Annotated in this window: 10 protein-coding genes; 4 read left to right on the top strand and 6 right to left on the bottom strand. The window is 64.7% G+C overall.

The genetic code is table 11. The features are described 5' to 3' along the window. Positions 1-20: 20 nt before the first annotated feature. The 4 genes from cpaB to AC56K1_RS08930 all read right to left on the bottom strand — a co-directional run bounded on the left by cpaB (position 21) and on the right by AC56K1_RS08930 (position 3,144). Positions 21-866: a Flp pilus assembly protein CpaB gene (gene cpaB / locus AC56K1_RS08945; RefSeq protein WP_497157491.1), complete on the bottom strand. Its 846-nt coding sequence runs from the start codon at positions 864-866 to the stop codon at positions 21-23. Beyond that, positions 863-2,248: a DUF8689 domain-containing protein gene (locus AC56K1_RS08940; protein WP_497157490.1), complete on the bottom strand. Its 1,386-nt coding sequence runs from the start codon at positions 2,246-2,248 to the stop codon at positions 863-865. Before AC56K1_RS08940 ends, cpaB begins: the two co-directional genes overlap by 4 nt. Positions 2,249-2,359: 111 nt before the next feature. Further along, on the bottom strand, positions 2,360-2,881 hold the full coding sequence (locus AC56K1_RS08935) for an A24 family peptidase (protein ID WP_497157489.1): 522 nt from the start codon (positions 2,879-2,881) through the stop codon (positions 2,360-2,362). A gap of 56 nt (positions 2,882-2,937) precedes the next feature. Then, complete coding sequence (locus tag AC56K1_RS08930; RefSeq protein WP_497157488.1) at positions 2,938-3,144, bottom strand: Flp family type IVb pilin; 207 nt, start codon at positions 3,142-3,144, stop codon at positions 2,938-2,940. 357 nt (positions 3,145-3,501) lie between these two features. On the opposite strand from AC56K1_RS08930, the gene AC56K1_RS08925 reads away from it, so the two are divergent. Beyond that, positions 3,502-4,536, top strand: a complete 1,035-nt coding sequence (locus tag AC56K1_RS08925) for a GGDEF domain-containing protein (RefSeq protein ID WP_497157487.1) — start codon at positions 3,502-3,504, stop codon at positions 4,534-4,536. Positions 4,537-4,543: 7 nt separating this feature from the next. Here AC56K1_RS08925 and AC56K1_RS08920 read toward each other — a convergent pair whose 3' ends face one another. Beyond that, positions 4,544-5,146, bottom strand: coding sequence for a 2-hydroxychromene-2-carboxylate isomerase (locus AC56K1_RS08920; protein WP_497157486.1), 603 nt, complete (start codon positions 5,144-5,146; stop codon positions 4,544-4,546). 78 nt (positions 5,147-5,224) lie between these two features. Beyond that, positions 5,225-6,445, bottom strand: coding sequence for an HD-GYP domain-containing protein (locus tag AC56K1_RS08915; protein ID WP_497157485.1), 1,221 nt, complete (start codon positions 6,443-6,445; stop codon positions 5,225-5,227). A gap of 108 nt (positions 6,446-6,553) precedes the next feature. On the opposite strand from AC56K1_RS08915, the gene AC56K1_RS08910 reads away from it, so the two are divergent. From AC56K1_RS08910 to icmF, 3 genes are all read left to right on the top strand, one after another. Beyond that, complete coding sequence (locus tag AC56K1_RS08910) at positions 6,554-7,483, top strand: LysR substrate-binding domain-containing protein (RefSeq protein WP_497157484.1); 930 nt, start codon at positions 6,554-6,556, stop codon at positions 7,481-7,483. 147 nt (positions 7,484-7,630) lie between these two features. Next, entirely contained in the window at positions 7,631-11,188 is a 3,558-nt protein-coding gene (locus AC56K1_RS08905; protein WP_497157483.1) for an indolepyruvate ferredoxin oxidoreductase family protein, read from the top strand. 213 nt (positions 11,189-11,401) lie between these two features. Further along, positions 11,402-14,689 carry a fused isobutyryl-CoA mutase/GTPase IcmF gene (gene icmF / locus AC56K1_RS08900; protein WP_497157482.1) on the top strand — a complete coding sequence of 1,096 codons (3,288 nt, stop codon included), beginning with the start codon at positions 11,402-11,404 and terminating at the stop codon, positions 14,687-14,689. Positions 14,690-14,693 lie beyond the last annotated feature (4 nt).

The following is a 14,693-nucleotide window of genomic DNA, read 5'->3' as shown; positions in this document are numbered from 1 at the left end:
CCATCCGGGTTCGCTGGGGGTCAGAAGCATTCCTGGGAAGCGTGCAGGCCGTTGATGACCTTCACGCAGTCGCGCTGCGGCGCCGGACGCGGCGCCTGCACCCTGGGCCGCGGCGCCGGCAGCGGCATCGCTACCTGCTTGATGGGCGCGGCGACAACCGGCAGGAGATTTTGCTTGGTGGCGCCCGAGGTCTGGGCCGCAGCCGGGTCGATCTGGTTGCGCAGCGCCAGCGACAGCGTGCCGACGCTGCGCGCCAGGTCGAGCATCTCGGCCTGCTCGGGCGTGACTTCGAGCGTGACCGCGTTCACGACCTTCGGTTTGGTCTCGTCGCGGTTGACTTCCTGGGCCACCGCCAGCACCAGGATCCGTTCGAGCACGATCTTCGAAATGCTGTGCTCGCGCGGGGTGCCGGACTGCACCTGCGTTTCAGTCTCGGTGCTGACGATAATGTCGACGTAGTTGCCGGGCAGTGCGAAGCCGGCCACGCCGATCACGTCGTTCACGCGCACCGTGATGGCGCGCTTGCCTTCGGTGATCAGGGCCGACAGGCCGCCCAGCGTACCGGTCGGTGCCAGCTTGGACTTGCTCAGTGGGTCGCCCAGCAGGAGGCTGGTCTTGAGCACCCGGCCGCTGAGCTTCTGCGGATCGTCGAACGCGCCTTTCGGCACGCTGTGGGCCGGCCATTCGACCAGCTTGAGCATCTCCGGCGTCAGACGCTGCCCGATGTTGATGTCGGCCGCCGCCACCACGATGCGGCCGGCGCTGGCAGCAGGCTGGGTCAGGAGCCAGCGCGAGGCCAGCACCACGGCGGCAAGGCCGAACAGGATCGCGAGCGCCATCACGATCACGGCACGCTTGTTTTTCATCGGGCGTCTCCCAGGTTGCTTGATTCAGGCGCCGCCGTGGCGCCGAACAGGCTGCTCCAGGCCTGGGCCACGCTGTCCACGTCGAAACGCGGGGTGTGGCCGGCAAAGCCGGCGAAGTCGGCAATCCGGCCCAGCAGCTCGTGCGGCCAGGCTGCCAGCAGGGGGCGGCGGGTGCGGCGGTGCAATTCGTTGACCAGGTAATCCATCGCCCCTTCGTCCGGCTCGATGCCGCGCAGCCGGCACTGGTGCCGCAGCAGCGTGCGATAGCCGGTTTCGGACAGGGGGCCGACCGGGATCCGGTAGCCGATGCGGCGCAGGCAGGATTCGTCCAGCACCGACTCGGGCGACAGGCTGGTCGCCAGCACCAGCGACACGTCGAAGGGCAGTGCATGGGTCGCCCCGCCGGGCACCGCGACGTGATCGACGCCGCCTTCGAGGGCGCCGAGCCAGCGGTGCAGCACCTCGCCGGCCGGCACGCGCTGGCGGCCGACGTCGTCGAGCACCAGCAGGCCGTTATTGGCCAGCAGGTGCGGCGGCGCGCGCAGGACGCCGCTGGCGGCATCGATGCGCAGCTCCAGCATGTCGCGCGCCAGCTCGGCGCCGGCGTGCACCAGCGGGCGCTGGCACAGGGCCCAGCGCGCGTCGCAGCTGCGCCGTTCTTCCATGGCGCGCGACAGCACGGGTGCCGGATGCAGGCTGGGGTCGTACACCTGCATGATGTCGTGGTTTACCACCACCGCGTAGGGCACCGCAATCGGTTCCTGGCGCAGGCGCGCGAGCTTGCGCGCCAGCGTCGTCTTGCCGCTGCCGGAAGGGCCGTACAGCATCAGCGGGCGGTTCGAATGCAGCGCCGCGCCGAGCAGGTCGCGCACGGCAGGCTCGATGCCATCTTCCGCCAGCGCCGCGCGTAGCGCGGCCGGCGTGACGCGCATGGCATCGGGCTGGCTCAGCGATTGCTGCGCGACCATGATGCGGTAGGCGTCGAGCGTGACCGGGGCCGGGCCGACATAGCGTGACTCGGCCAGGTAGTCGGCAGCGGCGCGCTGGCCGAAGGCGGTCAGCTGGTAGTGCACGTCGATGTCGGAATCGCCGCACCAAGCGACTTCGACTTGCTGCTCGGCCACCAGCCCCTGCAGCACTTCGCGCACCACGCCGATCGACAGCCGCAGGCGGCCGGTGAGCACCGACAGGGCGGTCTTTCCGCTTGCATGCATGGTCTTGACGACCAGGGCGGTAAGGAAGCGCGGTTCAAGACCGGTATCGCGGACCGTTCGCGGCTGGCGCGGCAGCACCGGCGCGAGCTCGGCCTCCGGCACGCCGCCCGGCATGGGCGCCGGCGGCGCGTCGAGACCATCGGCCGAAGTCGCTGTTAATACTTCCATGGGGAAACCTCCTGCTCGGTGCGGATATTTCTTACATTTGTTAAATTGATTCTAGCCATCACTACCTCCCCCCGTTTGACCTCCGGCAAGGAAGCGAACTCAGCGCGAAAATCAGGAGTAATTGCCCACCAGAACGTAGATGGTGCCGGCCGCTATCGCCACCCCGTAGGGCATCGTTCCGGCGCTTTCCTGCACCGCTCCGGGCGTTGCCGGAAGCCGCAGCATGACGGGCCGCAAGATGCGCCACAGGTTGCCCAACGCCAGCCTCAGCCGACCGCGGCAAATGATGATGGCGACTGCCATGATGCCGCCGGCGCACCATGCGAAGATGGCAATCTGGAGGGCCACGAGGGGACCAGTGAAGGCGCCGATGGTCGCCATCATCTTGACGTCCCCGGCAGCCATGCCGCGGACCAGGTAAAAGGGAATGAACATCAAAAAGCCTGTCACCATGCCGCCGAGGCCGGACAGCAGAGCCTTGCCGGGATCCGGCGACAGCGCATGCAGGACCAGTGCGGCAGCGAGACCGGACAAGAGCAGAAGATTCGGGATGCGACGGCTGGCAAGGTCGTTGATCGCCGCGGCGCTGACCAGCAGCAGCAGCAAGATGTCGAGGTAAAGGGTGACAACCATGATCAGCTCCAAAAAAAAGCCCCCAGGGGCCGCAAGGCATCTGGGGGCGTCAGCGATCAGGCGGCGGGAGCAGCCGGAGCGGCAGGCAGGGTGCTGAACGCATCTCGGATGGTCTCGAAAGCGAGCTTGATTTTGCCGCCGACCTGGCCGGCCACCGTCGCCATCGCGACACCGACCAGGGCTGCGATCAGGCCGTACTCGATGGCAGTCACACCGTTTTCATCGGCGATGAAAGTTTTGATGGCGGAGGTAATGGTGCTCATGACAACTCCTTATGGTGGTTAAAGGGACTTACTGACAGCAGACGGGGCCCCGTCCTTGTTGCTGCTTTCTGTTGCGTCTGTCAGTGAGTTCACTGTACCGAATAGTTCCATACGGCAAGTTGATGTTAGGCAAGTTTTTCCACGCGGAAATGATTTTGTCCCTGATCGTTTGCGCATGGACAAACGCCGCAGGGCTGGGTTCCCGGACCAGCCGCAATCGGCGCTCAATATTGTCAAGAATAGTTGCCTGTAATACAAAAAGGCATTATGCTGTCTCCCTTGTGCGCTTAAAAAAGCGACACTTTCCCGTGGTATCGACAAGCTGTGCTTTTGCGTGACTTTGGTGCTGTGAACGACATGGATTCCTTGCTGAGACACATGGTGGACATGACTGGCCACCGCGATCACACGATGCTCGACATCTCCGTGATTTCGGCTGTCCAGGAATTGTCGGGCGCGGTGCAAACCCGCGTGCTGGCGATCGCCACGGTCTGCGGGCACCGCTTCGTGCGCGCACGCGCCTGCATCCGTGCCGGCGGCGTCGCCTGCCCCGAAGAGGCGCAAGATGGCAGCCCGGGCGAGCCGATCCTCGCATTCCCCGCGCTGGCGCACTGCCTTGACCACCACGATTCGCGCGCCGAAGCTGCGGGGCCCGACGGCCTGCGTGTGCTCTGGCTACCGATCTGGTTCGGCGACAAGGCCGCGACCTGCCTCGAGATCACGCACCAGGGCGAGTTCACGGGCGATACGGTGCACATGATCAGCGGGATCGTCAGCGTCTACCGCAACTTCCAGAATCTGCTCGACTACAGCGAGCGCGATTCGCTCACCGGCCTGCTCAACCGCAAGACCTTCGATGACCAGCTGGCGCGCATGCTGCACACGCCCGACGCCGAACCCGTGGTGCCGGGCCTGCCCGAGCGGCGCCATCACGTCGCCGAGGAAAAGCAGTGGCTGGCCGTGGTCGACGTCGACCATTTCAAGGGAGTGAACGACCGCTTCGGCCACCTGTATGGCGACGAAGTGCTGATCCTGGTCGCCAACCTGCTGCAGTCGTCGTTCCGCGCGCAGGACCGGGTATTCCGCTTCGGCGGCGAGGAGTTCGTGGTGCTGCTGCGTTCCACCACGCTGGAGAATGCGCACAGAATCATCGACCGCTTCCGCCTTGATGTCGAGACGCACGAATTCCCGCAAGTGGGACGGGTGACGGTCAGCGTCGGCTTCACCAGCATCCGCGCCGCCGATTCGCCGGTGGTCACGCTCGGCCACGCCGACCAGGCGCTGTACTTCGCCAAGGCCAATGGGCGCAACCGCGCTTGCTACTACGAAGAGCTGGTGGCCAGCGGCCTGCTGCAGACCATCGCCACCAACGACACCGCCGAATTCTTCTGAGGCCGGTTCAGGCTGGAGCAGCCTGCGCCCATTCCAGCGCGTCTTCCAGGCGGTCGTCTCCCCAGAACATCTCGCCGTCGACCATGAAGGTAGGCGCACCGAAGATGCCGAGCTTCCGCGCGGCCGCGGTCTGCGCGCGCAGTGCCGTCTTGGCGGCTTCTTCTCCGGCCATCGCCACGATGGCGGCCGGATCGTCGACCAGCCCGGCCAGCGCAGCGAGCACCACATCGGCCTTGTCGATATCGGCATCCTGCCACCAGTTCTGCAGCATGATGCGGCGGCAGAATTCGCCCATCCACGGCTGCTCCGCCCCGAGCAGGGCGACGCGCATCGGCAGCAGTGCCTGGCGCGGGAAGGTCGTCGGCCGGGTAAACGGCAGCCCGTATTTCGCAGCACGGCGCGCCATGTCGCGCCAGGCGTAATCGCCTTTTTCCTTTTGCTCGTTGAAAGGGGAGCTGTGCCAGCCCAGCTCGCGGAAGATGGGACCGAGCAGGAAGGGCCGCCAAGACAGCGGCACGCCGGCATCGCGTGCCAGCGCCTCGATGCGCATCAGGGAGAGATAGCTGTAGTTGCTGCCAAACTCGAACCAGAATTCGATGGGTGCGTGCATCGCGAATCCTTACCAAATGGTAAAAAAAACCCAGGGGATGCCATTGTCGCATCTCCGGGGCCCGGCGCACCTGGCGCCTCAAGCGATGTTCATGAACTGCAGCGGGTTGACGTTCCATTTCTCGGCCGCCTCATGGCGCACGATCTTGTCGCCGCCGCCAAAGCCCAGCGCCTTGGACAGGTCGACGGTCTGCGGCTTGATATAGCCCGGGGTCTTGGTGCTGAAGAACACGTTGACCTTCGGCGTGAGCAGGCTGGTTTCGTGCGGCTCGATCACCACGCCCAGGCGCCCCGACTCGAGCAGCACCAGGGTGCCGACCGGGTAGATGCCGACGCAGCGCATGAATTCCTGCGCCAGCGTCGGATTGAAGTGGAACTTGCTCCATTCGTAGATCTTGCGCAGCGCTTCGGCCGCCGGCATGCCCTTGTGGTAGCAGCGGTCCGAGGTGATGGCATCGTACACGTCGACGATCGCCGCCATCTGCGCCAGCTCGCTGATGCTGCTTTCGCCCTGCTTGTCCGGATAGCCGCTGCCGTCGCGCCGCTCGTGGTGGTGCAGCGTGATGTCGAGCGGGATCTGGCCGATTTCCGGCGACTTGACCAGGATGTCGTAGCCGTCGCGCGGGTGGCGCTTGATGATGTCGAATTCCTCGTCGGTCAGGCGCCCTGCCTTGTTCAGGATGGCGTCCGGCACCAGCGCCTTGCCGGTGTCGTGCAGCAGGCCGCCCAGGCCGGCCTGGTAGATCGTCTCCGCGTCCATGTTGCGCGAGCGGCAGAAGGCCACCAGCAGCGCGCACACGCTGACCGAATGCAGGAAGGTGTAGTCGTCCTTGTTCTTGATGCGCAGCAGGCCGAGCAGCGCGCCCGAATTGCGCAGGATCGATTCGGTGATGCTCTCGACCACCGGGGCCACCTTGTCCATTTCCACTGCCTTGCCCAGGCGTGCATCGGCCATCACGGTGCGCACCAGGCCGGCGGCCTGCTTGCGGATCTGGGCCGCGCGCTGCATTTCTTCGGCCAGCGAGACGCGGGTGACGATCAGCGGCTTGGTCGCGATCGCGGTCACTTCCGCTTCGGTTTCGGCCTCCGCTTCGGCCAGCGTCAGCGCGTCGTCGATGTCCAGGCCCTTGCTGCAGTCGATGACCACGCCGCGGATCTTGGCATTGCGTATCTTGTGGATTTCGTCGTCGGTCGTCAGCACGAAATGCGCGCGCACGAACGGATGATCCATCCAGCCGCAATCCAGGTCGTGGATGAACATCCCGATCTTCAGCTGCGATGCATCCACCTTCTTTAACATGATTCTTCTCTGCTCTGTGATAATGTCGGCACCGATCGGCCATGATGCAGTATAGCAATACTGTTACCAATTTTTATTATTTGTTTCTTTTAAGACACACTTCTTTGCATGGAACTCCGCCAGCTGCGCTATTTCGTCGCCATCGTCGACCACGGCTCGCTCTCGCGCGCCGCACTGGTCCTGCACGTGGCGCAGCCGGCACTGACCCAGCAGCTGCGCCAGCTGGAAGAGGAACTCGGTGCGCAGCTGCTGCACCGCTCGGCCCACGGCGTGCTCAGCACCGACGCCGGCAATATCTTCTATGAGCATGCGCAGGCGATCCTGAAGCAGGTGGCCGATGCCCGCTCGGCGGTGGTGCAGTCCACCACGCGGCCCTCGGGCAGCGTGACGCTCGGCCTGCCCCACAGTATTTCGGGGGCGCTGGCGCTGCCGATCCTGAGCAGCGCGCGTGTACGCTACCCGGAAATCACCCTGCAACTGACCGAGGAGATTTCGGGCAGCCTCACCGAGCAGCTCAAGTCGGGACGCCTGAACCTGGCGGTGCTGTTCGACGACGTCCCGGCCGCGCATTTCAACAGCACGCCGCTGGTCGAGGAAGACCTGATGTTCATCTGCCGCGCCGGTTCAGCGTTCGCACCAGGCAAGGCCTCGCTCACCCTGGCAGAAGCGCTGGCCAGCACCCTGATCCTGCCGGCGCGCCAGCATGGCGTGCGCCCGCTGGTCGAGCAGGTGGCGCATGGCGCCGGCCTGGCGCCCGGCAGCATCCTCGAGATCAATTCGCTTGCCATCCTGCGCTCGGCGCTGCTGGCCGACCTGGGCGCCACCTTGCTGCCGGTCGCGCCGCTGCAGGCCGATATCGAACGCGGCGCGATGGCCGCGTGGCCGGTTCACGATCCGGCGGTGACGCGCCGGGTGACCTTGTGCGCTTCCCGGAACATCCCGCTCACGAATGCGGCGGCGGCGATCGGGAAGCTGGTGCGCGAGGTCACCGAAGAGCTCTGCGCGCACGGTGCCTGGCCGGGTGCGCGCCTGCTCTGAATAACAGTCATCAGTTTTTCTTATACCCCCATCCGCAATCCCTATTGGCCCTGGCTGGTCCAAGTCCCTACACTCCACGCGGTCAAAAAGCGCCCTCGCCTACCCGGCGCAAGGCAGCACAGCACCGAACCACATAATGGAGACCCCATGCCAGATACCGTCACGCCCCAGGCCCTGAGCCCGGACTACGCGTCCCGCCTCACCACCGTCACCCTGGACGACAAATACACCGCCAGGACCGGCAACATCTTCTTGTCCGGTATCCAGGCCCTGGTACGCCTGCCGATGATGCAGCGCGAGCGCGACGCCGCCGCGGGTCTCGACACGGCCGGTTTCGTCTCGGGCTATCGCGGTTCGCCCCTGGGCGGCCTCGATGAAACGCTGTGGAAGGCCAAGGGCCACCTGGAAGCGAACAAGATCCAGTTCGTCCCGGGCGTGAACGAAGACCTGGCCGCCACCGCCGTCTGGGGCACCCAGACCGTGGACCTGATCGGCCCGGCCAAATACGACGGCGTGTTCGCCATGTGGTACGGCAAAGGCCCGGGCGTAGACCGCTGCGGCGACGTCTTCAAGCACATGAACCACGCCGGCACGGCGAAACACGGCGGCGTGCTGCTGGTGGCCGGCGACGACCACGGCGCCTATTCCTCGACGCTGCCGCACCAGTCCGACCACATTTTCTCGGCCTGCATGATCCCGGTGCTCTACCCGTGCAACGTGCAGGAATACCTGGACCTCGGCGTGCATGGCTGGGCCATGTCGCGCTTCTCGGGCTGCGCGGTGGCCTTCAAGGCGCTGGCGGATACGGTCGAATCGAGCGCCTCGGTCGACGCGAATCCCTTCCGCGTTGAAGTGAAGCTTCCGCAGGACTTCACGATGCCGGAAGGTGGACTGAATACCAGGCTGTCATCGGTCCCGCTGGGCCAGCAGGCACGCGCGCAGGAAGCGCTGATGCAGGACTATAAGATCTACGCGGCGCTGGCCTATGCGCGCGAAAACAAGCTCAATCGCGTCACCATCGACAGTCCGGACGCGAAACTGGGCATCATCGCGTCGGGTAAATCCTATCTCGACGTGCTGGAAGCGCTGGAAGAACTGGGCATCGACGAGGCGCAGGCCGCCAAGGTGGGCCTGCGCCTGTACAAGGTCGCGATGATCTGGCCGCTGGAACCGGACGGCGTGCGCGAATTCGCGCAAGGCCTGGACGAGATCCTGGTGGTCGAGGAAAAGCGCCAGGTCGTCGAATACCAGCTCAAAGAGCAGCTCTATAACTGGCGCGATGACGTGCGTCCGCACGTGGTCGGCAAGTTCGACGACAAGGGCGAATGGGTCGCTCCGCGCGGCGACTGGCTGCTGCCCCCGAAAGCCGATTTCTCGGTCGCGCAAGTCGCACGCGTGATCGCCGGCCGCATCGCACGCCTGAACCTGGAAGACACCACCCGTGATCTGATCAAGGCACGCCTGGCCTTCCTCGATGCGAAGGACGCCGTGCTGCAGAAGGCGATCACCACGCCCTTCCGCCCGGCCTTCTACTGCTCCGGCTGCCCGCACAACACCTCGACCAAGGTGCCGGACGGCTCGTTCGCGCTGGCCGGCATCGGCTGCCACGTGATGGCGACCTCGATCTACCCTTCGATGAACAAGCTGACCACCCACATGGGCGGCGAAGGCACGCCCTGGATCGGCCAGGCCGCGTTCTCGCAAGTGCCGCACGTATTCCAGAACCTGGGCGACGGCACCTATTTCCATTCCGGTTACCTGGCGATCCGCGCGGCCGTGGCCGCGAAGGTCAACATCACCTACAAGATCCTGTACAACGACGCGGTGGCGATGACCGGCGGCCAGCCGGTCGACGGCCAGACCTCGGTGCCGATGATCGCGCAGCAAATGGCGGCCGAAGGCGTCAAGCGCATCGCCCTCGTCACCGAAGACCTGTCGCGCTATGCCGACCGCTCGAACCTGCCGGAGCTGGTCACCCTGCACGACCGCAAGCACATGGACGACATCCAGCGCGAGCTGCGCGAACTGCCGGGCGTGACCGTTATCATCTACGACCAGACCTGCGCCGCGGAAAAGCGCCGCCGTCGTAAAAAGGGTGAATTCGCCGACCCGAACCAGCGCATGGTGATCAACGAAGCCGTCTGCGAAGGCTGCGGCGACTGCGGCATCCAGTCGAACTGCGTCTCGATCCTGCCGAAGGAAACGGAATTTGGCCGCAAGCGCGCGATCGACCAGTCCTCCTGCAACAAGGACTATTCCTGCGCCAAGGGCTTCTGCCCGAGTTTTGTCACCGTCGAAGGCGGCACGCTCAAGAAGAGCAAAGCCGGCGTCAGCAAGCAAGGCGCCGACGATGGCTGGGGCTTGCTCCCCAAGCCGACGCTCCCAAGCATCGAGCAACCGTACAACATCCTGATCAACGGCATCGGCGGCACCGGCGTCATCACTGTCGGTGCGCTGATGGGCATGGCCGCCCACCTCGAGGGCAAGGGCGCCTCGGTGCTGGACATGACCGGCATGAGTCAGAAGAACGGCTCGGTGACCTCGCACGTGAAGATCGCCGTCACCCCGGACCGCCTGCGCGCCCAGCGCATCGCCACCGGCGAAGCGGACCTCATCCTGGGCTGCGATATCCTGACCACCGGCGCGGCCGACGCGGTATCGAAGATGCGCCCCGGTCGCACCCTGGCCATCGTCAACCTGCACGAGCAGCCGACCGGCACCTTCGCGCAAAACGCGGACTGGGAATTCCCGGCTCTTGATGTTCGCGCGCTGATCCTGGAAGCCGTCGGTGGCGAGAGTGGCGTCGACTTCGTCGACGCGACCCGCATCGCCACCGCGCTGATGGGCGACTCGATCGCCACGAATCTGTTCCTGATGGGTTATGCCTGGCAAAAGGGCCGCATCCCCTTGACCGAAGCCGCACTGCTGCGCGCGATCGAACTCAATGGCGTGGCCGTGGCCTCGAACAAGATGAGCTTCCTGTGGGGCCGCCGCGCCGCCGTGGACTTCAAGCGCGTCGAGAAGCAGGCCACGCCTTCGCAATCGATCGTGGTGCAGATGCCGCAGAGCCTGGAAACCATCATCAAGAAGCGCGTGGACTTCCTGACCGGCTACCAAAACAGCGCGTATGCGGGCGTGTATGCAGACCTGGTCGCGCGCGTACGGGCCGAGGAAACCGCGCAAGGCCTGGGCAACAAGCTCTCGACCGCGGTCGCCAAGTACTACTTCAAGCTGATGGCCTACAAGGACGAATACGAAGTGGCGCGCCTGTACACCGATGGGGCCTTCCTCGATCAGGTGAAGAGCCAGTTCGAAGGCGACTTCTCCTTCAAGTTCAACCTGGCCCCGCCGCTGTTCGCGAAGAAGGACGCCAAGGGCCGCATGGTCAAGGCGCAGTACGGCTCGTGGATGTTCGGCGCCTTCAAGCTGCTGGCCAAACTGAAAGGCCTGCGCGGCGGTGCCTTCGACATCTTCGGCTATACCGAAGAGCGCAAGATGGAACGTGCGCTGATTGTTGAATACCGCGAGATGATGGAAGGTTTGCTGGGTGGCCTGAATGCTGGCACGCATGCGGATGCAGTCGAACTGGCCTCGCTGCCGGAACAGATCCGCGGCTTCGGCCACGTAAAGGAAAAGGCCGTCGCGGAATTCCGTGCGCGCAAGGCTGAGCTGCTCTCCGGCAACGTCAAGAAACGCGCCGCGTAAACTGTTACTGGTCTAAAACAACGTCATCCCGGCGCAGGCCGGGATCCAATTTCCCTGCCGCGAGCCATCGCAGCCTGATCAACACGCGACGAACTCGGGTTCCGGCCTGCGCCGGAACGACGTTCACGCACACGTAGCCAGCTTGACGTTAACGTTAACGTCATATACCGTACCAAACTACCCCTGTCCTCCCGATACCAAGGACCACATCCAATGAACGACATCACTCCCGCCGCCAAACTCGACCTGCCGGAGCAGCCGAAGCTGGCCAACAAGGTGCGCTTCGTCACCGCTGCTTCCCTGTTCGACGGCCATGACGCCTCGATCAACATCATGCGCCGCATCCTGCAGTCGAACGGCGCCGAAGTGATCCACCTCGGCCACAACCGCTCGGTCGACGAAGTCGTCACCGCAGCGCTGAACGAAGACGTGCAAGGCATCGCCATCTCGAGCTACCAGGGCGGCCACGTCGAATACTTCAAGTACATGATCGATCTGCTGCGCCAGCGCGGCGGCGCCCACATCAAGGTCTTCGGCGGCGGCGGCGGCGTGATCGTCCCGAGCGAAATCGAAGAACTGCACGCCTACGGCGTCACCCGCATCTTCAGCCCGGAAGACGGCCAGCGCATGGGCCTGGTGGGCATGATCCGCTCGATGCTGGAAACCTGCGACGTCGATTTGTCGTCCTATGCGCCGACCAGCATCGACGCCCTGCGCGAAGGCGACATCGGCCAGCGCCACCGTCCGCTGGCCCAGCTGATCACCGCGCTGGAAAGCGGCAAGGTCGACCCCGAACTGCGCAAGCAGGTCATCGACACCGCCGAGGGCTTGAACGTGCCGACCCTCGGCATCACCGGCACCGGAGGCGCAGGTAAATCCTCGCTGACCGATGAACTGATCCGCCGCATCCGCCTCGACCAAGGCGACCGCCTGAACATCGCCGTCATCTCGATCGACCCGTCGCGCCGCAAGTCGGGCGGCGCCCTGCTGGGCGACCGTATCCGCATGAATGCGATCAACCCGTGGAATGGCCAGGCGCGCGTCTTCATGCGCTCGCTCGCCACGCGCGAAGCCGGCTCCGAGATCTCGCAGGCGCTGCCGGACGTGATCGCCGCCTGCAAGGTCGCCGGTTTCGACCTGGTGATCGTCGAGACTTCGGGCATCGGCCAGGGCGACGCCGCCATCGTGCCGCACGTGGACACCTCGATGTATGTGATGACGCCGGAATTCGGCGCCGCGTCGCAGCTGGAAAAAATCGACATGCTCGATTTCGCCGACTTCATCGCGATCAACAAATTCGACCGCAAGGGCGCGCAGGATGCGCTGCGCGACGTCGCCAAGCAATACCAGCGCAACCGTGAACAGTGGAGCAAGAGCCCGGACGAGATGCCGGTCTACGGCACCCAGGCGTCGCGCTTCAACGATGACGGCGTCACGGCGCTGTACCACGGCCTGCTGCCCAAGCTGGCGGAACTCGGCCTGCAGGTCGAGGCCAGCCGCCTGGCCGCGCCAACGTCGAAGTACTCGAGCGGCAAGAACGTGATCGTTCCGCCGGCACGCGCACGCTACCTCGCCGAAATCGCCGACACCGTGCGCGGCTACCACCGCAACGTGAAAAAGCAGGTCACGCTGGCCCGCGAGCGCCAGCAGCTGCTTGAAGCCAAACGCATGCTGGCCATCGCCAACCGCGAAGTGGTGCTGGATGACCTGATCAGCGAGCGCGATAACGCCATGGAAGGCGGCGCGAAAAAACTGCTGGCCATGTGGCCCGACATGCAGGCCGCCTATGCGGGCGACGATTACGTGGTCAAGATCCGCGACAAGGAAATCCGTACCCGCCTGGTCTCCAGGACCCTGTCGGGCAACCCGATCCGCAAGGTGGCGCTGCCGCGCTTCGAGGACCACGGCGAAGTGCTGCGCTTCCTGATGCTGGAAAACGTGCCGGGCTCCTTCCCGTACACGGCCGGCGTGTTCGCGTTCAAGCGCGAGGGCGAAGACCCGACCCGCATGTTCGCCGGCGAAGGCGATGCCTTCCGCACCAACCGCCGCTTCAAGCTGGTCTCGACCGGCATGGACGCCAAGCGCCTGTCGACCGCCTTCGACTCCGTCACCCTGTACGGCGCCGATCCGGCCATCCGTCCGGACATCTACGGCAAGGTCGGCAACTCGGGCGTGTCGATCGCCACCCTGGACGACATGAAGGTGCTGTACGACGGCTTCGATTTGTGCAGCCCGTCGACTTCAGTGTCGATGACGATCAACGGCCCTGCTCCAACCATCCTGGCGATGTTCATGAACACCGCCATCGACCAGCAGATCGACAAGTTCGTGGCCGACAACGGTCGCCAGCCGACCGATGACGAAGCGCAGAAGATCAAGGATTGGGTCCTGATGAACGTGCGCGGCACCGTGCAGGCCGACATCCTGAAGGAAGACCAGGGCCAGAACACCTGCATCTTCTCAACCGAGTTCTCGCTGAAAGTGATGGGCGACATCCAGGAATACTTCGTCCACCACCAGGTGCGCAACTTCTACTCGGTGTCGATCTCGGGCTACCACATCGCCGAAGCCGGCGCGAACCCGATCTCGCAGCTCGCCTTTACGCTGTCGAACGGCTTTACCTTTGTCGAAGCGTATCTCGCGCGCGGCATGCACATCGACGATTTCGCACCCAACCTGTCGTTCTTCTTCTCGAACGGCATGGACCCGGAATACACGGTGCTGGGCCGCGTGGCGCGCCGCATCTGGGCCGTGGCGATGCGCGACAAGTACGGCGCCAACGAGCGTTCGCAAAAGCTCAAGTACCACATCCAGACCTCGGGCCGCTCGCTGCACGCGCAGGAAATCGACTTCAACGATATCCGTACCACGCTGCAGGCGCTGATCGCGATCTACGACAACTGCAACTCGCTGCACACCAACGCCTACGACGAAGCGATCACCACGCCGACCGATGAATCGGTCCGCCGGGCGCTGGCCATCCAGCTGATCATCAACCGCGAATGGGGCCTGGCCAAGAACGAGAACCCGAACCAGGGTTCCTTCATCATGGACGAGCTGACCGACCTGGTCGAAGAGCAGGTGATGCAGGAGTTCGAGCGTATCGCCGAGCGCGGCGGCGTGCTGGGCGCGATGGAAACCGGCTACCAGCGCGGCAAGATCCAGGAAGAGTCGATGCTGTACGAGCACCAGAAGCACGACGGCACCCTGCCGATCATCGGCGTGAACACCTTCCGCAACCCGAACAGCACGGGCGCCCCCGCAACCATCGAGCTGGCGCGGTCGACCGACGACGAAAAGCAGTCGCAGTTGACCCGCCTGGACGAGTTCCACAGCCGCAACGCAGCCGCCGCACCAGCCGCCCTGGCCGCGCTGCAGCAGGCCGCGATCGACAACGAGAACGTGTTCGCCAAGCTGATGGACGCGGTGCGCGTCTGCTCGCTGGGCCAGATCACGACCGCGCTGTTCGAGGTGGGCGGGCAGTACCGTCGCAATATGTAAGCCG

This window comes from Telluria sp. ZB4P37 (genome assembly GCF_059685855.1).
Note: the sequence above shows the minus strand (reverse complement) of the source record. Positions and strands in the feature narration are given on the sequence as shown.